This is a genomic window from Marinobacter sp., from assembly GCF_040882185.1.
Lineage (GTDB): Bacteria > Pseudomonadota > Gammaproteobacteria > Pseudomonadales > Oleiphilaceae > Marinobacter.
This window is the reverse complement of record NZ_JBBEBW010000023.1, coordinates 1-21,166: the sequence shown is the minus strand read 5'-3', so window position 1 is coordinate 21,166 and position 21,166 is coordinate 1. Positions and strand designations below refer to the sequence as shown.

General features: G+C 54.4%; 23 protein-coding genes. 9 read left to right on the top strand and 14 right to left on the bottom strand.

Translation table 11 applies throughout. From position 1 onward, the window contains the following. Positions 1-65: 65 nt before the first annotated feature. The 3 genes from WEB64_RS13030 to WEB64_RS13020 form a co-directional block, all read right to left on the bottom strand. Positions 66-1,556: a SulP family inorganic anion transporter gene (locus tag WEB64_RS13030; RefSeq protein ID WP_368057419.1), complete on the bottom strand. Its 1,491-nt coding sequence runs from the start codon at positions 1,554-1,556 to the stop codon at positions 66-68. A 466-nt stretch (positions 1,557-2,022) separates the two neighbouring features. Continuing rightward, the gene (locus WEB64_RS13025; RefSeq protein WP_368057417.1) at positions 2,023-4,128 is read right to left on the bottom strand and encodes a TonB-dependent siderophore receptor; all 2,106 of its coding nucleotides are present in this window, start codon (positions 4,126-4,128) and stop codon (positions 2,023-2,025) included. Positions 4,129-4,248: 120 nt separating this feature from the next. Next, on the bottom strand, positions 4,249-5,220 hold the full coding sequence (locus WEB64_RS13020; RefSeq protein WP_368057415.1) for a helix-turn-helix transcriptional regulator: 972 nt from the start codon (positions 5,218-5,220) through the stop codon (positions 4,249-4,251). Positions 5,221-5,436: 216 nt separating this feature from the next. Here WEB64_RS13020 and WEB64_RS13015 point away from each other — a divergent pair, with 216 nt between their 5' ends. Together WEB64_RS13015 and WEB64_RS13010 are read left to right on the top strand one after the other, a co-directional pair. Then, positions 5,437-6,720, top strand: coding sequence for a sorbosone dehydrogenase family protein (locus WEB64_RS13015; RefSeq protein ID WP_368057413.1), 1,284 nt, complete (start codon positions 5,437-5,439; stop codon positions 6,718-6,720). A 90-nt stretch (positions 6,721-6,810) separates the two neighbouring features. Beyond that, positions 6,811-7,128, top strand: coding sequence for a cytochrome c (locus WEB64_RS13010; protein WP_368057411.1), 318 nt, complete (start codon positions 6,811-6,813; stop codon positions 7,126-7,128). 25 nt (positions 7,129-7,153) lie between these two features. Here WEB64_RS13010 and WEB64_RS13005 read toward each other — a convergent pair whose 3' ends face one another. Further along, positions 7,154-8,065: a zinc ABC transporter substrate-binding protein gene (locus WEB64_RS13005; RefSeq protein ID WP_368057409.1), complete on the bottom strand. Its 912-nt coding sequence runs from the start codon at positions 8,063-8,065 to the stop codon at positions 7,154-7,156. Positions 8,066-8,211: 146 nt separating this feature from the next. On the opposite strand from WEB64_RS13005, the gene WEB64_RS13000 reads away from it, so the two are divergent. Next, entirely contained in the window at positions 8,212-8,955 is a 744-nt protein-coding gene (locus tag WEB64_RS13000) for an ATP-binding cassette domain-containing protein (RefSeq protein ID WP_368057407.1), read from the top strand. Beyond that, positions 8,955-9,764, top strand: a complete 810-nt coding sequence (locus WEB64_RS12995) for a metal ABC transporter permease (RefSeq protein WP_368057405.1) — start codon at positions 8,955-8,957, stop codon at positions 9,762-9,764. Before WEB64_RS13000 ends, WEB64_RS12995 begins: the two co-directional genes overlap by 1 nt. A 63-nt stretch (positions 9,765-9,827) precedes the next feature. On the opposite strand, the gene WEB64_RS12990 is transcribed toward WEB64_RS12995, so the two are convergent. The 4 genes from WEB64_RS12990 to WEB64_RS12975 are packed head-to-tail and all read right to left on the bottom strand — an operon-like array spanning position 9,828 to position 10,827. Continuing rightward, positions 9,828-10,136 (bottom strand): type II toxin-antitoxin system RelE/ParE family toxin, encoded by a 309-nt coding sequence (locus WEB64_RS12990; RefSeq protein WP_368057403.1) that lies wholly within the window; start codon positions 10,134-10,136, stop codon positions 9,828-9,830. Beyond that, positions 10,136-10,396 carry a type II toxin-antitoxin system Phd/YefM family antitoxin gene (locus tag WEB64_RS12985; RefSeq protein ID WP_368057401.1) on the bottom strand — a complete coding sequence of 87 codons (261 nt, stop codon included), beginning with the start codon at positions 10,394-10,396 and terminating at the stop codon, positions 10,136-10,138. The genes WEB64_RS12990 and WEB64_RS12985 overlap by 1 nt, the downstream gene beginning before the upstream one ends. 58 nt (positions 10,397-10,454) lie before the next feature. Next, positions 10,455-10,697, bottom strand: coding sequence for a GTP-binding protein (locus WEB64_RS12980; RefSeq protein ID WP_368057399.1), 243 nt, complete (start codon positions 10,695-10,697; stop codon positions 10,455-10,457). Then, positions 10,690-10,827 (bottom strand): hypothetical protein, encoded by a 138-nt coding sequence (locus WEB64_RS12975; RefSeq protein ID WP_368057397.1) that lies wholly within the window; start codon positions 10,825-10,827, stop codon positions 10,690-10,692. Before WEB64_RS12975 ends, WEB64_RS12980 begins: the two co-directional genes overlap by 8 nt. Before the next feature lie 252 nt (positions 10,828-11,079). On the opposite strand from WEB64_RS12975, the gene WEB64_RS12970 reads away from it, so the two are divergent. Genes WEB64_RS12970 through WEB64_RS12955 form a run of 4 tightly spaced genes read left to right on the top strand, consistent with a single transcriptional unit; the run spans position 11,080 to position 14,561 of the window. Beyond that, entirely contained in the window at positions 11,080-11,712 is a 633-nt protein-coding gene (locus WEB64_RS12970; protein WP_368057395.1) for a DUF1826 domain-containing protein, read from the top strand. 51 nt (positions 11,713-11,763) lie between these two features. Further along, the gene (locus WEB64_RS12965; protein WP_368057393.1) at positions 11,764-12,879 is read left to right on the top strand and encodes a hypothetical protein; all 1,116 of its coding nucleotides are present in this window, start codon (positions 11,764-11,766) and stop codon (positions 12,877-12,879) included. Continuing rightward, on the top strand, positions 12,869-13,798 hold the full coding sequence (locus WEB64_RS12960) for a metal ABC transporter substrate-binding protein (RefSeq protein ID WP_368057391.1): 930 nt from the start codon (positions 12,869-12,871) through the stop codon (positions 13,796-13,798). The genes WEB64_RS12965 and WEB64_RS12960 overlap by 11 nt, the downstream gene beginning before the upstream one ends. Further along, the gene (locus tag WEB64_RS12955; protein ID WP_368057389.1) at positions 13,791-14,561 is read left to right on the top strand and encodes a metal ABC transporter permease; all 771 of its coding nucleotides are present in this window, start codon (positions 13,791-13,793) and stop codon (positions 14,559-14,561) included. Before WEB64_RS12960 ends, WEB64_RS12955 begins: the two co-directional genes overlap by 8 nt. Before the next feature lie 59 nt (positions 14,562-14,620). On the opposite strand, the gene WEB64_RS12950 is transcribed toward WEB64_RS12955, so the two are convergent. From WEB64_RS12950 to WEB64_RS12925, 6 genes are all read right to left on the bottom strand, one after another. Next, on the bottom strand, positions 14,621-15,880 hold the full coding sequence (locus WEB64_RS12950; RefSeq protein ID WP_368057387.1) for a TRAP transporter large permease: 1,260 nt from the start codon (positions 15,878-15,880) through the stop codon (positions 14,621-14,623). Next, a complete protein-coding gene (locus WEB64_RS12945; RefSeq protein WP_368057385.1) occupies positions 15,877-16,395 on the bottom strand; it encodes a TRAP transporter small permease in 519 nt (172 codons plus the stop codon). Before WEB64_RS12945 ends, WEB64_RS12950 begins: the two co-directional genes overlap by 4 nt. Before the next feature lie 20 nt (positions 16,396-16,415). After that, positions 16,416-17,414, bottom strand: a complete 999-nt coding sequence (locus WEB64_RS12940; protein WP_368057383.1) for a TRAP transporter substrate-binding protein — start codon at positions 17,412-17,414, stop codon at positions 16,416-16,418. A gap of 518 nt (positions 17,415-17,932) precedes the next feature. After that, positions 17,933-18,169, bottom strand: coding sequence for a hypothetical protein (locus tag WEB64_RS12935; protein ID WP_368057381.1), 237 nt, complete (start codon positions 18,167-18,169; stop codon positions 17,933-17,935). A 14-nt stretch (positions 18,170-18,183) separates the two neighbouring features. Then, positions 18,184-18,642, bottom strand: coding sequence for a hypothetical protein (locus WEB64_RS12930; protein WP_368057379.1), 459 nt, complete (start codon positions 18,640-18,642; stop codon positions 18,184-18,186). Between the two features lie 402 nt (positions 18,643-19,044). Beyond that, complete coding sequence (locus WEB64_RS12925) at positions 19,045-19,953, bottom strand: LysR family transcriptional regulator (RefSeq protein WP_368057377.1); 909 nt, start codon at positions 19,951-19,953, stop codon at positions 19,045-19,047. Between the two features lie 187 nt (positions 19,954-20,140). On the opposite strand from WEB64_RS12925, the gene WEB64_RS12920 reads away from it, so the two are divergent. Further along, positions 20,141-21,166: aromatic ring-hydroxylating dioxygenase subunit alpha (locus WEB64_RS12920; RefSeq protein ID WP_368065647.1), on the top strand; the 1,026-nt coding region annotated here is incomplete at its 3' end.

The following is a 21,166-nucleotide window of genomic DNA, read 5'->3' as shown; positions in this document are numbered from 1 at the left end:
ATGTTTATTGTCTACGCTGCCTGATTGATGTGGATGACTGTCTTCGGGCTTATTCACTGTCATGGTCAGTGGCCTCCCATCAGATCATCTACAGCACCGGGCTTATCGTGCACGGCAAAGCGGTCAACTATGGTGGCGCTGGCTTCGTTGAGACCGATGACCTCAACATCCGAACCTTCACGCCGGAACTTGATCACAACCTTATCCAGAGCGCCAACGGCGGAAATGTCCCAGAAGTGTGCCCGGCTGAGATCAATAACCACCTTGTCCACGGCTTCTTTAAAATCAAAAGACGCTGTGAATTTTTCACAGGAACTGAAGAACACTTGCCCGATCACGGTATAGGTTCGGGTATCGCCAGCTTCGTCCAGCTCAGACCGCACCAGCATAAAGTGCCCGATTTTGTTGGCAAAGAACAGTGCCGCAAGTAATACCCCTGCAAACACGCCGAATGCAAGGTTGTGAGTCGCCACCACAACCACCACAGTGACCACCATGACGATGTTGGTGGACATGGGGTGCTTTTTGAGGTTGGTGATCGAGCTCCAGCTGAAGGTACCGATGGATACCATGATCATCACCGCCACCAGTGCGGCCATGGGAATCTGTACCAGCCACTGGTCAAGCACTAATACCATTAACAACAAATAAACGCCGCCAGCCATGGTCGACAATCGGGTACGGCCGCCGGATTTGATGTTGATAATGGACTGGCCAATCATCGCACAACCCGCCATACCGCCAAGCAGACCAGACCCAATATTCGCAATACCCTGGCCACGGCATTCCTTGTTGCGGTCACTGGTGGTGTCGGTGAGGTCATCAACGATGGTGGCAGTCATCATGGATTCGAGCAGGCCGACAACCGTTAATGCCACTGCATAGGGCAGAATGATCATCAGGGTTTCGAGATTCAACGGCACGTCCGGCCACAGGAAAATAGGCAGAGTATCCGGTAACTGTCCCATATCACCCACCGTGCGAATGCCCATATCAGTAAACATGGCGACCACCGTCAGCGCTACGATACAAATCAGCGGCGAAGGCAGCAGCCGTCCGATCACCGGTAGCAGGGGGAACAGGTAGATAATGCCAAGGCCAGCAGCGGTCATGGCGTACACATGCCAGGTCACGCCGGTCAGTTCCGGCAACTGTGCCATGAAGATCAGGATGGCCAGGGCATTCACGAAGCCGGTGACCACCGACCGGGAAACAAACCGCATCAGGCTGCCGAGCTTGAGATACCCCGCAATGATCTGCAGCAGACCGGTTAGCAGTGTTGCTGCTAGCAGATATTCGAGCCCGTGCTCCCTGACAAGCGTGACCATCAGCAGCGCCATGGCACCGGTGGCGGCAGAAATCATACCCGGGCGACCGCCAACAATGGCGATGACCACAGAAATACAGAATGAGGCGTACAAGCCGACCTTCGGGTCTACCCCGGCGATGATCGAAAACGCGATCGCCTCGGGAATCAGAGCCAGGGCCACAACAATACCGGCAAGGAGATCCCCACGGATGTTGGATAGCCAGTTTTTCTTCAATGAATTAAACATTCAGGAGTCCAGTTATTGGTGACAGGGTAAGGCCGAACATTACCGTTCCAGGCATTACGAAATATTCTGCGTGATCAGGTGTGGCTCGAAATGTGGCGAAGCGACTGCTTCAGCACTGAGCTGTGGCTATCGAGGGTGGCATCTCGCTGGCAAGCAATCTGAAATGGCCGCTCACCGATGCCTGAATAGCCGAACGCTAGGGCGGAGTGATCTGAAAAAGGCTGTCCGAAAAGGGCATGGTTTAAAGTATCTTCTGTGCGACCGTGATTTTAAGGGCGCGAAGCATACCAGAAACCCATATTAATAGTAAGCGTATTAATTATCTTAATCAGTGTCCCGTCTGGCTAATTCGTTGACCTACTGCGAATTAGCCAGACGGGACACTAGGCAGGGAAATCTTCCTAGCCCGACTTTCAACCAATAATGGCACCCGGTCGGGCTTGCGGGCGCGCGGTTAAATCATCCTTCAATACTTATAGGAAACCGACGCAGTGATGTTGCGCTCAGCGCCAAAATAGCAAAAATCCAGACTGTTATAACAGGACGCCACGTACTCCTTATCCAGCACATTGTTGACGTTAAGCCTGGCACTCACCCCGCTCAGGCCAACTTTGCCCAGGTCATACCCAAGGGCCAGATCTATCAGCGTATAGTCCGGGACTTCCTCTGTGTTGGCGTCGTCGGCGTAGATATCGGCCACGTGCCGAACCCCGAACCCTGCGTTGGCGCCATCAAGCAGCCCGTTGGTGAAACGATATCCCGTCCACAGGGTCAGCTGATGTTCAGGCACCTGGCTGGCCGAATTACCCTGGCGGTAGGGCTCGGATCTTTCGAAGGTTACGTCGGTATAGGCGTAGCCAGCCTGAACATTCAGGTTGCTAGTGATCTGGGCTTTGGCCTCAAGTTCGACGCCCTGAGACTGTATTTCACCAATACGGCGATAGAAACTCTCCTGCGGCAGTTTGGCGGCCAGATTCTCCTGGTTAATGCGGAACAGCGACACGGTGTACTGGTCGGAAGTGCCCACAGGCTGATATTTGAGGCCGGTTTCGATCTGCTTGCCTTCGTTAGGCGCCAGCAAATCTCCATTCGCGTCTGTGAAGGCATTGGGCGAGAACGACGTTGAGTAGGACATATACGGGGCTATACCGTTCTCAAAGAGGTAAAGCAGCCCTGCCCGGCCACTGAACTGGGTATCGTCCAGCTCAGTTTCAACGTTGGTGTCCCGGTCGGTATTGCGTATCTCAACCCAGTCATGGCGACCACCCAGAGTTAAACGCCAGCCGCCCATCGCGAGCTGGTCCTGCAGGTATATACCCGTCTGTTTCTGCTCACGCAGATTGCGAACCGCCGGGAACAATGCGCTGGGCTCTGCCCCGTATTGAGGGTCGAAAGCATCAATCGTAGGGAACGCGCCGGAAGGCCACACCACATCGTTTTCCCGCTGTTGATAATCCAGGCCCACCAGCACGGTATGGTCAACCGCACCAGTGATAAGATCAGCCTGCAGCTGATTGTCGACGGTGATGGCTTCAAGATCCTCGTCACCACCGGAGTAATAACGGTTCAGTTCCGTATCTGTCGCCCAGCCAAAGGCATAGACCTGCTGCAGTTTCACATCGGATTCAAGGTATCGAACCTTCTGGCGGGCAGACCAGGTGTTATTGAACCGGTGATCCAGGTCATACCCCACCATGGTCATATCACGCCGGAACAGATCGTAATCGGGCTCTCCTTCAAAGAAGGTGTTATCAATCTTCCTGCCATTTCTGGACTCCACCGTGCCGTCGTAGGGAAGACCGCTGTGGTAGCCACCCTCGGGGTCTCGCTGGAGGTAGGCCAGCAACCTCAGACTGGTATCATCGGTCATGTCCCAGGTCAGGGACGGGGCGATGGCCCGGCGTTCCTCTTCTACAAAATTCTGTTGGCCATCGGCTGCAGAGGCGATACCGCTCAGCCGATAGGCGACCCGACGATCAGCATCCAACGGGCCGGTGACGTCAAACGCCACACTGCGCTGGGCGTTATTGCCGAGGGTGACCCGAAACTCACCGCTATTTTCGAATTCCGGCTTCTTACTGGTAAGCGCAACGATGCCACCGGGCGAACCCTGTCCGTAGAGTACCGAGGTGGGTCCTTTCACGATCTCAATGCGCTCGAGAAACCAGGGATCAATGGCAAAGGAGCTGTAGGAGCCGCCGTCATTCATCACCCGGAGACCCTCAAGGTAGGTGTTATTAATGCTGCCGTCCGAAAAGCCCCGGAGAATCAGATAATCGTAACGGTTAGACGCCCCCACCTGGTTGGTTGCGACGCCCGGCGTGTAGTTGGCGGCCCGCTGGACCGTTCTGGCACCCTTTTCCTCCCATTGTTCACTTTCAATCACGGAGATCGCCTGGGGAGTTTCAACAAAAGGCGTTTCGGTTTTGGTTGCGCCTCGAGTAGCGGTGACTGAGAGCGCTTCAAGCCGGGTGGCATCCGCCTGGTTTTCAGCAGCAGACGCACCCGAATGTCCGGTCAGACCCGCTATGATGATGGTTAGAGCCAGAGACAACTTGGTCGGTTGGAGCATGGGGGGAAACCTCGATTGGACAATTCACGACACGGTAATGAGAATTATTACTTTTTAGATCCCAATTGAGGTATGGCATCTGACAAGGTTTGTATGAGAAATGACATATCTGGATCAATGTCAGGCAATATCGCTGGGCGACACCCCGAATTGCTTGCGAAACGCAGTGGCAAAATTAGTAGCATGCCGATACCCGGCTTGGTGCGCGGCCTGCTGTACCGTAGATCCCTGGACCAGAGACGTTTTTGCCAACTCAAGTCGGCAGCACCGCAAATATTCAAAAACTGACACTCCGTAAGTCTGACAAAACTTCATTCGCAAGCTGCTAGTACTCATCGCGGCCCGCCCGGCAAGCTGTTTTAACGAATAGGTGTCGGCGGGCGCAATTTCAATGAGTTGGCGTACGGACTCAAGGCGCTGGTACTCGGCCGGATTTAACCCGCTTCTGGCGGCTTCGGCCGCACACTCCCCAGGCAGACCGTAACCCATAAGCTGCAAGGCAATGCCTTCGAGAATGAGTTGCCTTGCCAGATCCGGTGATGTTATGTCGAGGTTGTTTTTCAGCAAACTTAAAAGGCTGGGTGGCACTTGCCACGCATACACCGGCTGTGGGGAAACCTGCAGGATGTGGTTCAGCAGGCCACTATGGGCTCCTTCCTGATCAGGGTGTGTCGGGTCGAAAGCCAGGGTCACAGTTTTGAGATGCTGACCGGACGCCTGAACTGCATGTAGGGCGTGATCGGACTTCAGTTGCAAGCTAATGGCCCTGCCCGGTTGCAGCTCGCAGCGATAAGCGCCGACATTGAGGCTGATGCTGCCCTGTAGCACGACGACAATCAGCAGTGGTGATTGGCCGAGAGATACGGATTCATATTGCTGCAGCACGTCCAGTTCCGAGGAGGTATACCTGAAGCCGGAAGGCAAGTCCCATTCCTGGATGCTGCCCCGGGCCACTGCCTGGTGAACAGGTTGGCGCTGATCGTCCCCAGCCAGGCCCGGAAACTGATAGTCAATCCCGTAATGCCGTCCAAACGTCAGGAAATCGTCTACGGAGAAAGGCCGATGGTCAGCAGTCTGGTGGGTTTCAAGCAAGCTATTAGTCTCCGTTATCAGACCTGATTAGCGGAGTGCAGAATATCAGGTGCCAGGAACTGCCTCAATAATAATGAGAGTTATTATCATATCCGTCGTTTAGTGGGTAAAACGTTGACTGCGCACTATGCCGATCTACACTTATTCAGCATGCACACCAGAAGTAAATAAAAACAAGAATCGAAAAAACTACAACCAACAAGGGAAGAAACTTCAATGTCTCAGAAACCGACCATGCGGTCGCTTTCCGGGGTCATGGCAACAGCCATGATTGCTGGCTTGGCGACTACCGCAACTGCAAACAAAGATACCCCTGAACTAAGCCATACCACCGTAGTGTCCGGCCTGGAAAATCCATGGGATATGGCCTTTCTGCCGGACGGCACGATGTTTTTTACCGAGAAATGTCGCGGGCTATCGGTGCGGCTCCCCAACGGTGACGTCAACAAACTGCTAGGGATGGAGGACACCGAAGATTATGCCACCACGGCAGACGATCTGGTCTGCCAGGGTCAGGCCGGCATGAACGGTGTAACGGTCGATCCCGATTTCGAGGAGAATCGAACGGTCTATGTTTATTCGGCATCCAGCATGTCTGACGAACGCACAAACCGCGTTCTGCGGCTGAAGGTCAATGACGACATCAGCAATGTTTCGGACCGCACCGACATTGTCGACGACATTTCTTACAAACCCGCCCCCACCGACCATCCATTCGGCGATGCTGGCGCGCACAATGGCGGACGTATCCGTTTCAGTCCGGAAGACGGTTTCCTCTATGTCACCACCGGCGACACCCATAACGGCGAAGTACCCCAGTCTCCCACCATGCTCGGTGGCAAGGTGCTGCGCATCGACCGGGACGGCAAAGCAGCGGAAGGTAACAACCCGCCGGAAGGCTTTGATCCCCGGATATTTACCTATGGCCACCGCAACGTACAGGGCATCACCTTTCACCCGGAAACAGGTCAGCCGATCGTGACTGAACACGGCCCCTGGCACCACGATGAGATCAATGCGCTTGTCAACGGCGGCAACAGTGGCTGGGACCCGCGCCCGAACATGGCCGGTCGTGATGATTGCCCGGACAATTACTGCGGCTATCAACCCAACCAGGGTGAGGGCATGGACCCGGATGAGCGGGAAGCTTACATGCCAGTGACGGACACCGAGACCTACCCGGACGCCATGAAACCGGCCTGGCAAAACAACAGTCTCTCTCAGGGCATCGCCACAGCAGAATTTCTGACTGGCGAGCAGTGGGGCGGCTGGGATGGGCGTCTGGTTATCGGCTTTCTGGGCATCGGTTTCGGAGGTACCCCAGTGGGACAACGCATTAATTTGATAGACATCGCGCAAGATGGTCTTTCCGTCAATGACGTTTCCGAACTGCCCTTACCTATGGGTTCTGCTCGCTTCCGGTCAATCGTCCAGGGTCCGGACGGTGATCTCTACACGCTGGTAGATGAGGGTGATATTTACCGAATCACGCCGGAATAATCTGATTGCAGCCGCGCTGTCGTATGACAGGGCGGCTGCAGGCCCACCTCAAACTTTCTTTAAATCGAAAAATCACCAGGATAAACCACGATGAAAACGCCACTGTTTATTGTCATTGCGACGGCTTTGACAATGGGTTCAGCCATTGTCCAGGCTGCGGACACCTCTGCCGGTAAAACAAAGTATGCAGACTCATGTGCTCAATGCCACGGGCCAACCGGCAAGGGGATGGCCAGCTTTCCATCCCTGGCTGGCCGGGATGCGGACTACATTACATCCCGCCTTGAGACCTACCGCGCCGGAGAAAAAGTAGGATCGAATTCCGCCCTGATGATTCCCAACGCCGCCGATTTGTCCGACGATGACATTGCCAATCTCGCCGCCTATATTTCGGAAAATTTCCAGTGAGGTGGCGAGTGCCAGTTACCGGGCCTTACGTTGCATCGGCACACTCTTCGACACTTCGAACCAAGCCCCGCAAGACCTCAGAATAAAGACTGGTTCCCGGCTGCAGACGGGCACCCAGCGGGTCCATCACCGGCGTTGCCCGTATCTGTGTGGGAGCGAACACGCTTTTCACCAGGCCGGGGTTGTACTGGGGCTCGGTAAATACGCAGCGAATGTCCAGAGACTCGGTGACGTCCCGTAATTTTTTAATGCGCGCGGGGCTGGGGTCTGAGGCGTCCCCGATCGAGATGGCGCCCTGGGCAACCAGGCCGAACCGACGCTCAAAGTACTGATAGGCGTCGTGGAAAACAATGAACCTGACCCCCGCCAGGCCTTCAACCCGTTGTTCAAGTTCCGCCTGCAGGTCGGTCAGTTGTTGCCTGGTAGTGGCCGCGTTACGGCGATAGGTTTCGGCATTCGCCGAATCAAGCCTCGCGAGCTCTTCGGCAATATGGTTCAGCCACACCTTGGCGTTCTCCGGGTCCAGCCAGGCATGGGGGTCGTGGTGCTCGTCATGACCGTGGTCGTCGTCGTGATGGTCATGCGCCTCAAAAGTGGCGCCTTCGCGAATGTCGTGAAGCAGGGTGCCCTCGGTTTCAAGCAGTTCAACGTTGATCGCATCCTTCGCAAGGCTGGCGATGGAACCCTCCAGCCAAGGCGTCAGGTCTTCGCTCATCCAGAACACCACGTCTGCATCCTGCAGTGCCTGGGCTTCGGAGGGGCGTAGTGTGTAGCCATGAGGCGATGCCCCGGACTGAATCAGCAAGGCAGGCGACCCCACCCCCTGCATCACACTGGCGACCAGAGAATGCACGGGTGTGATGTCCGTGGCCACTTTCGGGGGGGCTGCCAATGCAAGGGCAGGCAGCAGACATAGTGATAAAACAGCACGCAGCATAGGTTTCTCCGGTTTCATATAGCGCTCATGGCACCCAACGGGGTGACACCAAAAATGTTATGTTATAACATTCATGTTTAAACCACAAAGCGCGAACTGCTACGCGTTAATTAACCACCAGTCCCACGAACACAGGAGCCGCTTCAATGCTGGTATCAACGCAGGGGTTATCGGTTCAGTTGGGTGGCCACAGGGTACTGCATAATATCGATATGTCCGTCGCTCCCAGCGAAATCGTTACCATTATCGGCCCGAACGGGTCCGGCAAGTCGACGCTGCTGCGCGCACTGATCGGTGCGGTGAAGCCCGCATCCGGCTCCGTTCAACGGGCAGAGGGCCTTACCATCGGCTATGTGCCGCAACGGTTGTTCATCGATGACACCTTGCCCATGACGGTCGCCCGATTCCTATCCCTGCCTGACCGGCAACTCCGGAACAAAGTGGCGGCGACCCTGGAACAGGCCGGTGTCGGCGGCCTCGACAAGCGCCAGATGATGGACCTCTCCGGCGGACAGTTTCAGCGGGTGCTGCTGGCCCGCGCCCTGCTGGGCAGCCCTGGCCTGCTGCTGCTGGACGAGGCCACCCAGGGCCTGGATCAGCGCGGCTCGGCCGCTTTCTACCAGCAGATCGAACAAGTACGCCAGACCCTGGGTTGCGGAATTCTGCTGGTCAGTCATGAGCTGCGTGTGGTGATGCGCGCCACCGACCGGGTCATCTGCCTGAACGGTCATGTGTGCTGCCATGGCACACCGGAAACCGTGGCCAGCACGCCGGAATACCAATCCCTGTTCGGCCTGGACGACACCGACACCTTCGCTACCTACCTACCCACACCAACCCAATACCAGACCAACACTGGAGAGAATCAACTAATGAAGGGTGTGAACTGATGCTGGACGACTTTCTTACGCGGGCGGCCCTCGCCGGTGTCGGCGTCGCCCTGGCAGCGGCTCCTTTGGGGTGCTTCATTGTCTGGCGGCGTATGGCCTACTTCGGGGATGCCACCGCTCACGCCGCCATGCTCGGCGTGGCCCTGTCGCTGACACTGTCCACGCCCATCTTCTGGGGCGTACTGGTGGTATCGCTGCTGATGGCCATCCTGGTATCCACTCTCAGTGGCCGGGGCTACGCCATGGATACCCTACTCGGTGTGATGGCCCACTCGGCCCTGGCCTTTGGCCTGGTGGCGGTGTCGTTCCAGTCCGGCATTCGGCTGGACCTGATGGCCTACCTGTTTGGCGACATCCTGGCCGTGACCCCCTCCGATCTGGGCGTTATCTGGGGCGGTTGCGCCCTGGTAATAGCCCTGGTCGCCTGCCGCTGGCAGTCGCTGTTGCTCGCCACACTCAACCCGGACCTGGCCCACGCCAGCGGCATTTCCCCCGGCCGGGAACAGCTGGTGCTCACCATCTCCCTGGCCATCGTGGTGGCAGTAGCAATCAAGGTAGTGGGGGTACTGCTGATTGCCGCCATGCTGATAATCCCGGCCGCAACCGCACGCCCGTTCAGCCGCACACCAGAAGCCATGGCCGCCATCGCCGCGTTCATCGGTTGTGGCGGTAGCCTGGCGGGGCTGCGTTTGTCCTATCATCTCGACACCCCCAGCGGCCCGACCATCGTCTGTTTCATCGCTACTCTGTTTCTGGTTTCCATGGCGGTGTCGCGGGGGTTTGTGCGGAAGTACCGCCACAGTACGTGAGCCGACCTCACGAAAACTTGATCGTCGCTTGGGCCTGGCGGCGTGTCCGGGGCTAACAATCCGCTAACCGATTTCCCGTTCGCTCAGGTGGTCGGCAGGCACCATTCGCTTATGCAGCACGCCAAATACAACAGGTTGTTGTGTATGAACCAAGTAGTAAATGATGTGACTACCATGGGGGAAACTCAGCACACCCGGGCCAATCTCCGGTCTGGCTTTGCCCAAGGAAGGGTTTTCCGTCAGGAGTTGCAGGGTCTGTCGCAGGCCTGACAAATATTTTCGTGATTGGTCTGCACCCCATCGCGCTAACGTGAATCGTCTGATGCCGACCAGGTCCGTCTGAGCGTCGGGCGTTAACCTGTAACTGGCCATCAATCGAGGTGGCCAGCTTCCAGGTCATCGAAAAACGCCTCGCCGTCAACTAGGTTGCCCGACGCAATAGCGTCCCTGGCTTGCCTGGCTCTGGCCTGCAAAAACTGTTGCCTGAGCAGCTCGATACTATGGTATTCCTCAGAGGAGACCATCACAGCAGTAGGCTTGCCGTTTTTGCTGATTCCAACAGGACCCCGCTGCACCCTCAGCAACAGATTACCGAATTGCGTTTTGGCTTCATTGGCGGAAAGGTTATCCATACTGATTACCCTAAATATCGTTCGATTCGTTCATTATGATTGTTTCGATTTATACATGTCAAAACCTCACGTTAACTCCAAGTCGGAAACGGGTCTCATTCAGGGTTTGCCAGAACGCTTTGCCCGCCAGCAATTGCTCTTCGTCCAACAGGCAATCGTCCAACTGCCGGGTAATCGCTTGTTCGTCAAGGTTCTGGCCAATAAACACCAACTCCTGACGCATATCGCCGAAGGGTTCTTCCCAACTGGCCCTAATGGCCTGGCGATATTCGGGATTGTCTAGCCAGTTATTTCTAGGCACCGCTTTCCAGGGGCACCTTGCCGTTACGGATCGGAATGATCTGTGCCTCTGTGTTCAGGCTGCGCAGCACACCCTGCAACCGATCCAGTTCCTCCGGGCTGGCAAGGTCTGTCTTGCTGATTAGTATCACATCGCTGAGCTCTACCTGGTCAACCAGCAGGTCTGAAACGCTTCTTTCGTCCTCTTCCCCCCAGGCTTTCCCCGGTTTCCTGAAGGGATTGCACCAAGAAAACCAGAAAGAACTGTAACGGGTAGCTTACTGTTTTCAATCATTTTTCCATTCCCTCTCTTATCGTCGTTGGCCAAATGCGATGCGTAGGACTTCACATTTATTATGTTATAACATAACATTAACATAAGAATCGATGAGTAAGGGCAAAACATGGCCTCCAGAACTGCTTCACTTCAAAAGCCCATCGCCGTTTCAGGCGACAAGGCCGAATGCCTGACTGAAATCTTCCGGGATGAAGTCAATCTTGCGGTCTGGAACCGATCATTGCAGCCAGCGGTTATCCGGTTTGCTGAGGCGCTCAGTGCGAGCGCAGGGCAACTGGAACGGTTTATCAGTCTCTCGGAGGGCGACAGTGCCGCAATGGTGTTGCCAAAGTGGACACTGGAACTGACAGGAGCAGATGCCTGGGTGGCCGACGCCAATGAAGTTATTGACATGTACCGATGTCTGTTCGAGCCAGAAGCCGTCGGTCTTCGGCTGCATGTCCTGCAGGGAGCCATGTGCCCGCGTTTTCACGTCGACCGTGTGCCTGTGAGGCTGCTTTGCACTTACCAGAGTATTGGTACGGAATGGTTGAAAGAGGAGCAAGTAAACCGCCCTCAGGGCCAGGGCCCGTTGCCGGATCAATCGGTTGATGCCTTCGCTGTAGAACCCCTGGCAACCGGTGCCGTTGGGTTGCTCAAAGGGGAAGCCTGGGAAGGCAATGAAGGGCGCGGCCTGGTACACAGGTCACCGGCGCCGGGCGATCAGCCACGGTTGGTGATGGCACTGGACTGGCTTTGATTATATTTCAATAAAGTAACGTTATAACATTCTAAAACAGGAAATTAACACATGAAATCATTGCACACCCGCACCGGCACGCTTGCGCTGGCTATCCTTCCGCTAACCGTAATTCAGGCCAACGAACTGAACCCGGATGTCAGTGTGGTTCTGGATGGCTATTACAAGCAGAACCACACCGCCTTGTCGCCGCGAGAGGAGGGTTTCGGGCTCGGCCATACTGAGTTGTCTCTATCGTCGCCGATAGACGATCTGTTTAAAGGCCAGTTGACGGCGGTGCTGGAAGACCACGAAGGCGAAACCGAGTTGGAACTGGAGGAAGCCTTCCTACAGACCACCAGTATGCCATACAACCTCAGCGTTCGGGGTGGTCGGTTTCTTTCCCAGGTGGGCTATCTGAACAGCCGTCACCTGCACGAAGACGACTTCGTCGAGCGGCCCGCCGCCTACCGGGCGCTCCTTGGCACCCACTATTTTGACGATGGCTTACGCCTTAATCTGCTATTGCCCACGCCGTTTTACTGGCAGATTGGCGCAGAGGCCTTTGACGGCAACAAGCTGTCCGAAGGCGACGAGGACATTGGCGCGTATACCGTCAATACCCGTTTCGGGGGTGACATTTCCCGTTCTCAGAGTTGGCAAGCGGGGCTGTCGTATCTGAATAATCGTCAGATCCATGGCGAGCATGGTGAAGAACACGGCGGCGAACATGAGGAAGAGCATGAGGAGCATGGCCACGGTGCCGAATACACCGGCGAAAATCTCTACATTGCGGACGTGGTGTGGAAGTGGGCACCGGGGGGTAACAACCGGCAGCAGCAGCTGACACTCAGTGGCGAATATCTTTACGTCGATGACCTGAACGAGCATGCGACATCTGATGACGTACACGAAGGCTGGTATGCCTCAGCGGTTTATCAATTTGCACCCCAGTGGTCCGCCGGGGCACGTTACGGTGAAGTCGAGCTTAAAGAAGCTCACGGTGACCACTTCCACGGTCAGGAGCTGAAAGAAACGGACGTCATGCTGGCCTGGTCCCACTCGCACTTTTCCACCGTGCGCCTGCAGTATACCCACCAGGAAGCGCACGGGTTTGATGAGGCTGACAACACCGTCATGTTGCAATACGTTATGAGTTTTGGAGCACACGGTGCTCATGGATTTTAAACAACACATTACCGGCGTGATACTTGGGTTGGCCATGATGCCGGCTCAGGCGGCCCTGAATGTCTTTGCTTGCGAACCTGAATGGGCGGATCTCGTCCGTGCGCTCGTTCCGAATGCGGACATTCACACGGCAACCGCGGCCAGGCAGGATCCCCACTACATTGAGGCCAGACCCAGCCTGATTGCGGCCATGCGACGCGCGGACCTTGCCGTGTGCACCGGCGCCTCGCTGGAAGCAGGCTGGCTGCCAGCTCTGATCAGCCGTGCCTCCAATCGCGATATTCAGCCCGGCAAGCCGGGGCTGTTCTTCGCTACGGAGCAAGTCACGCTGCATCAGCCTCACGACCATGTGGATCGCAGCATGGGCGATGTGCACCCGGAAGGTGATCCTCACGTCCACCTCGACCCGCAGCGGGTACCAGAGATAGTCGATGCCCTGGCGGATCGCCTGATCGAACTGGCCCCCGACCACAGCAACATGATCCGACTGCGCCAGCTACAATGGCAAGTTCGCTGGAAGCTCAGCACTGCGCAATGGCAAGAGGCGGCAGCCAATCTGAAGGGTATGCCAATAGCGGTTCAGCATGCCACGTTCGGCTATCTTCTGCGCTGGCTGGGCGTCGATGCCGCCATCGACCTGGAGCCAAAGCCTGGCCTGCCACCCAGTGCCGCGCACCTGCGCAAGGTACTCTCCGACCCATCCCTGCAGACGGCAAAGCTGGTATTGATTGCCACCTACCAGGACGAGCGTCCGGCCCGCTGGCTATCGGAGCAGACCGGGCTACCTGTCGAGGTTTTACCAGGCACCGTGACCGACGAAGCCGGCACTGACAGCCTTGCTAACCTGATCAGCCATATCATTGAGCGGCTTCAGCAATACCAGGAAGAGTCACCCCCGGAGGTCGGCAGTCATGGCTAACGGCTGGTGGCTGCTAACCCCGTTGGCAGCCAGCCTGTTGATGGCCGCGTGCCTGGTACCGCTGGGCTATCGGGTTCTGGCGCGGGGCGTGGTGTTTGCGGATCTTGCGATTGCCCAGTGGGCGGCGCTTGGCTCCCTGGCCGGATTGTTCCTGATGCCACACCATACCATTGCGGGTACTTCGGTAAGCGGCCTGATATTTGCATTTCTGGCGGTGGCCATGGTGCACCTGATCCTGAAGTGGGTACCCGACTATCGCGAAGCGATGATCGGAACCCTGTATGTACTGGGTGCAAGCCTGGCGACCTTGGTGGTAAGCCACGACCCTCATGGCGCACAACAGCTGGCAAAAATCCTCAACGGCGACCTGCTGTGGATAACCAGTATCTCGCTTGTGCCGCTTGCCGCCGTGACCCTGGCGGTACTGATGTGGCGGAACAAAGGCTCCGAGCGGATTCGTTCGAGGCTGTTTCTGCCGCTGTTCGCAGTGGCAGTTACCATGACAGTGGATATGGCGGGTGTCTATGTGGTGTTTGCAACGCTGATCGCAGCACCGCTGATGCTGTGCTGTCTCAGGGGCTACGGCTTGTGGATGGCATCAGGCTTCTGCTTTGCCGGGCATGGCCTCGGACTCTGGCTGTCAGCCACCCATGACATACCTGCCGGGCCAGCTGTGGTGGTCTCGGTGCTTGGCTGTTGCCTGCTTGCCACCGCGGTGTTCAGAAGGCCCGCGCGGTCACCAATAACAGGAGAACTGTTTTGATCGGGCTTTAATGTGCTCCGTCAACTCTGCCAAGGTTACTTAGACGCAGCACTGTCTGCTCAACCTGAAATACCTAAAAAGATCGGGATGTAAACCACCAAGAGTAACACGGTAATTAAACCAAGCAGGTAAGGAACTATGGCGCGAGTGATGCGTTCCAGCGGCAAACCGGTGACAGAGGACGCAACATAAAGGTTGATTGCCACCGGAGGCGTAATCATACCAATGGCCAGGCCCACCACAATTATCAGGCCGAAGTGGATGGGATCGATGCCAAGCTGGAGAACTAACGGTAACAGGACTGGAGTCAAAATTATCAGCGCACTGGCGGTTTCGATGAACACGCCTGTTAGCAGGATGATACCGACAACGAGTAACATAATGATGTAAGGGTCCGTTGATAGCGACAGGACGGATTCAGCAATCGCGCCGGGTATCTGCCAACTTGATAGTGTCCAGCTCAGAACGGCAGATGTGGCAATGACGAACATGATGACGGCGGTTGTAATGGCTGAGCGGATTAATATCCGGTAGATATCCGGAAGCTTAAGGTCGCGGTAGATAAACAATGAGACTAGAAGTGCGTAATTGACCGCCACCACTGCAGCTTCACTGGGTGTGAATATGCCAGAAAATATACCGCCTAAAATGATGACGGGGGTCATTAGTCCCCAGCTTGCACTCTTGAGCGTGCGCCAAATGGTAGCGAGGGATAATGCTGTGCCGCGCGGGTAATTGCGACGGTAAGCTTGAGTAATGGCAATAGTCATGAGCCCCAAGCCCATGATGAGGCCGGGAATAAAACCATTCAAAAATAGCTTGGAAACCGATTGCTGAGCAATAACCGCATAGATAATCATCGGCACTGACGGCGGGATAACCACTCCGATAGTGCCAGCGGCGGCAATTAAACTGGCTGCTGCTGCCGGGTCATACCCTTTTTTACGAAGCTCCGGCACCAGACTGGAACCAACGGCTGCAGTGGTAGCGGCCCCCGAGCCGGATATGGCAGCGAAGAACATGCCCGCCAGTACGGCAACGATAGAAAGCCCACCTTTCAGGAAGCCAAACAGCGAGTCCGCAAAATTGACCAGCTTCTCGCTCACCTTCCCCTGGGCCATAAGGTCACCAGCAAGTATGAACATAGGCACCGCAACCAGGGCGAAGGAATTAATTCCCTGAAACATCTGTTGGGTAACCACCATCAGTGGCACACCCTGAAAATACAGCGCCGCCATGGTGCTGGCACCGATTGATACAGCAATGGGTACGCCTAAGAGCATGAACAGAAAAAAAAGAACGAAGAGCAGGGCTGTCACGGTGGTGGGTCACTTATATCAGAGCCAGTTTCTGCGAAGTCAGGTCCTTCGGCGACCAGTTCAACCAAATCAACAAATGCGTACCAACTCATCAGCGCTCCACAGACTGGGATAATCGAGTAGACATATGTCATTGACCAGCCCAGAGAAGCTGATGTCTGGAAACTTTGCACCTGAGTGTAGCGATAGCCAATAAGCACCAGTGCAATCATGAAACCCAAAGCAATGGCCACAGCCAGAATACGTGCCACTTGTCGTATCCTGACTGGCAGTGCATTTACGACAAAGCTAACAGCGATGTGTCGGCCCCGCTGGAATGCGAGGGTGGCGGCCATAAAAGTGATCCAGACCAGTAGGAATCTCGCCACTTCCTCGGTCCAGCCCACAGCCGTAAAGAAAACCCTGGAGATAATTTGCAGTGTGATCACGACAATCAATGCCACCATCGCCGCAAAAACGATGGGTTGCATGATGGCATCAATTGCACGCTCAGTTCTCTTCAGCATTCCCAACATAACTTCGCCGGGTCCTTTAACTATTGCTGCTGAGATTCACGAATCCGTTCCAGGTAGTCACCAAACTGAGCACCGTACTTTTTATAGACTGGTGCAATAGCATTCTGGAAGGCCTCAATGTCTGGATTTTCTACGATTTCCATTCCCGATGCTCGAAGCTCTGCCAACTGCTCGGACTCCATTTCAGCATTTACACTGCGCTCATGTTCTGCGGCTTCCTGGGCGGCCTGTTTGATTACGCCTTGAGCGGCCTCTGGCAGGCGGTTCCATACTGGCATTCCCATAACAAATATCGCTGGCGCATAAGTGTGCCGAGACATCGTCATATAGCCCTGAGTCTCATTGAGCTTAAAGGAATGTACGACGTTGACAGGATTCTCCTGACCATCAATAGTGCCTTGTTGCATTGCTGTCAACGCCTCGGTCCAGGCCATGGGAACGGCATTTGCCCCCAATTCACGGAATGTATCGACGTAAACAGGATTCTCCATGACCCGCACGCGCAAACCGTCAATGTCATCCGGGTGCCTTACGGGCCGCTCGCTGTTAGTGAGGTTACGGAAGCCACGCTCGGCGTATGCGAGGCCTTTGAGGTTGACCTCGCTCAATTTGTCCAGCAAATCCTGGCCAATGGGGCCGTCAAGTACTGCATAGGCGTCTTCTGGGGAAGAAAACAGGAAGGGCAGCTCAAATACTGCCATTTCTTCTACGAAATTGGCGACCGGACCATTGGTTATGACGCCCATATCCACTGTGCCAATTTGCATCCCCTCAAGCAGGGTGCGCTCGTCGCCGAGAGAAGCATTAGGGTAAATTTCGATTGTCACCGCACCTTCTGTGCGCTCACTGACCAGTTCCTGAAATTTAACAGCAGCAATGTGAAAGCCATCTTGCTCGTTAACAACATGAGCCAGGCGTAAAGTAACAGGGTCCATATCCGAAAATTCATTGGCAAAGACTGAAGAGGCCAAGCCAAGCGTGAGGCCAAGTACGACAGCACTGTGGGCAAGTTTATTCATTATGTTCTTCCTTTTTATTTTGAGTAACTGGTGGAGTCTGAAACTAAGCCCCTGGCCGTCGCTGAAACTCCCTTTCTGAAACCAATTTCAGCATAGCAACAATCAACTATACTCACATGCATTCCCAGAGTTCAGATTAATGAAGGTCTCCGTTATAGCCGGTTATTACGTCCCTGCGGCGAACGGCCTCCCCGGTAACCTGTTTTGACGTTATCAAACCAAGCAGCCTCAATATACAAGAAGCATAATAAAGTTAGTAACTCTTTCAATGTACAGGAATTTAATGGTTGACGGACTTTGTCACTCTGCCACCTGGTTGATCGATTCGACGTCCAACCGCCCCCAACCAGACCGATTACAGCGAAAGTTCACTACCTTGTAACCTGAACGGATAACCCTCGTGATGTTGGCAACGCCAGCTGCAAATTCTCATGCTCAGAGGCTTTGGCCATTCGGTACAATATGCACGGACTGACAGTGCTCATCATAATAAGCTTTTGCAGCATGCGCTAATGAACTCAACCTGTGCGGCTTAACATCGCCAGCAACAGTCGGTGTACGCAGACCTTGGAGGATTCATCAACACAGGAAAATTCCTGAACATACAACTGATGGTTGCGAAGAAGGTCGCGTAAACGATGGGCATTGAGTGTAATGGACACTGTTTCTGAGTTGGAACTGCCAAGCCAGTCAATGCCTTTTTCAACAGTACCTTGCCTATATCCCTGAACCGGGTGTCTGAATGGCATGCCCATGATACCCCCCTGATTCAGTGAAGCAATTTAGAAAAACGCCTGTCAGCCAGGCCAAACGATAGCGATGGCCAGTTCAGGTAGTCTGTGAAAAAATCCGCCTGGCGCGAGCGATCCAACAGTACTGAAACGCACTCGTTCAGCTCACAGAAGTCATTGGCTGCCGTATAGCGCTCATCTGCCAAACACTCCAATGCGTGAAAGACCACGTGCTCCGATCCGGCGCGATCTCCGCAGCCCCGCAGCTCTTGGGAAACCAGGATGGCCGAAAGTGTCAGTTCGATGTGCATACAGGAATCGTCACGGGTTCCGTCCAGGCACGCCAGATCAAATGCACTGCCAGCCAGGGAGATTGCTTCTCGCCCTCGCTCGCCGCAGGCACAGGCATTTTCCATCCAGAACAGCCAGAGATCCTTTCGCTCCCGCAATGGAAGGTCCGCAAATTGCTTACGATGATTAGGGCACAGAAAGTCCATATCGTTCTCCTTGCATCATGTCACAAATGATAATAATTATTATTTGCATTAATGGCAAGAAAAAAGATTGGCAATGTCGGAGTACAATTCAACTCGGCAGTCCGCGGATTAAGTATACCGACAAAACCTTAGACGGCTTTCCTGAGCTTACCACTGCCGAAGCTAGCCCAGTTTTCGAAGGGAGACCAGAAGCAACTGCTCTAGGGCTCTAGGGCTCTAGGGCTCTAGGGCTCTAGAAACAGGCAGATGCTCCTGGTGTAGTGGTCAAGTGTTTTAGGCTGTTTTCGGGCTTGTGTAGTATTGGAATAGGGTTGGTAACTCAGAGCTGTTCGACCTGTAGCGCATCGAGTTACGCACTGCGAAGGGCAAACTTGCAGCGTTTGACGATAGCCCTAGTAAGAATTACACGGACGAGACGCTCGAAACAGTTTCTTCGCCTATGTTCGGAGAGCTTTGATTATTCTCGATTAAGTGAAGCATAACGGCGTTATACAACTGATTGCATATAGAGTTTTCGTTTTTGTTTGAGCTTGCCAAATTGACGTTTAAAGATGGTAGCCGAGGGAGCCCGTGCTGCCTATCAAGACGCTTGAGCGTGGAGGGTATTGTCGTCTTGGGTAATGCAGAAACTACAGCGCCGCTTTCTACCGCTGCGACTAGCCCTCCATAGCTGTATGTTTCGAACTCAATCTGATACTCACGTCCCGCTCCTTTTAGCGCATTGAGCATAATTTCTCGATCCGGACAGCCTTGCTCGAATAATGCGACGGGCACCGTCCTTTGTTTCCATGCTAACGAAGCTCTGGAGCAAACCCATTCCAACGGTTCGACTCTGATGGGCACGGCGTTGATGTCTGAAGGGCAATGCTGAGCCAGAACAATATCGAAATCCATTTTTCTAAATCGCTTCCAGATATCGGTGCTGAAGCTGCAATCCACCGACACCTGAACATCAGGAAACTGGCATTTCCAACGCTCAAGTAGGCCTGGCAACAGACAACTTGCGAAGCAGTCTGTAGTGGCAAATCGAATGATCTCGCGATCAGTTGTGTTCTGAGTCAACCACAGCTCAGCTTCATCGTTTGCACTAACAATCTTTTGTGCTTTCAGATAGAAGGCCGCGCCTTTCTCAGTGAGGGACACGCCGGTGTGATTGCGGTGAAGCAATGGGGCACCAATTTGACGCTCAAGCTGCTGCACTTGCCAACTGACGGTAGACTGAGCCAGAAACAGCCGTTCCCCCGCCCGCGAGAAACTGCCCACATCCGCAACACATGTAAATGTGCGCAATTGATCCAAGCTCCATTTCATTTTGACGCCTTCTGCAGTTGGTTCGTCTTATTCGCTTGATGTGGCCATGTTGGGTGATCGAAGTGGCAATCAGATGAATGAACAGTGGCTCTAAACGAGTATCGAATTAGTTGATACCCCATGGCAAATTTTTTCGTTTCCAACTGGCTCATGTCGCTCTGTACGCTCTTGTTCTGGAAACACACACATGGACGCGACTATGACTGTAATGACGAATTCCTTTGACACCGGAACCATAGGCGGAGTTGCTCAAGTGGGCCTCTCAAAAATGCTTCGCCCTGAGTGCTATACCCATGAAAAATGGTTCGAGCGCGAACTACAAGCCATTCATTTTCCAGCTTGGCATTTTGCCTGCCTGTCTTCATCAATTCCTGATACTGGCAGTTTCGTTACTCGTCGGTTCTTGGGGCGCAGTGTCATTGTGGTGCGTAGTGAGGATGGCGCTATTCGGGCATTTTTAAACAGCTGTAGGCATAGAGCGGCGCCTTTAACTAGCCAGACGTGCGGGCAGAGCCACCATTTCAAATGTCCTTTTCACGAATGGACCTACGATACATCGGGAAAACTGACGCATGCTCCTGGCTTAGGTGGGTACGTGACGAAACATGATCTTCCCGGGTTAAACCTAAATCTCGTGCCAGTTAAGTGCGAAGTTGCTGCCGGTTTGGTGTTCATAAACCTGAGCGATGATAACGAAACACCCCTTGAGAAATACCTGAGTAATTACATCAATAGCGTAGCCGTTCCACACCAGATCCAGAGAATGCACTGTGTCCACGAAAAGGCTTACACGTTAGCGACAAATTGGAAGCTTTACATTGAGGTTGATATGGAGACTCTCCATACCAACTTCATTCACAGTCGCTCGATTGGCAGCCAACCAGTTAAACCAGTACAACATGATCGCAACTGGTTTGGTGTCTATCATAAGAATTCTCATTCTCCGGCGCTATTTCCCGAGAAGCGCAACCTTGCTTTTTCACCACCTCCTGACGTTATCGGCGAAGCCGCAGATGGAACTCACTTCTGCGTTATTCTGCCGGGCTTCTTCGTTGTGACCGCGCCGGAAGTAATGTGGTGGATTCAGAAGACACCTATCTCGGCTACTCGTACCAGTGTCAATGTTGGTTACGCGTTCCATGAGGAAATCTTGGCTCGAAACGATTTCAATGAGGTTGCTCCGTTCTATTTCGAACGCCTTGATCAAGTCATC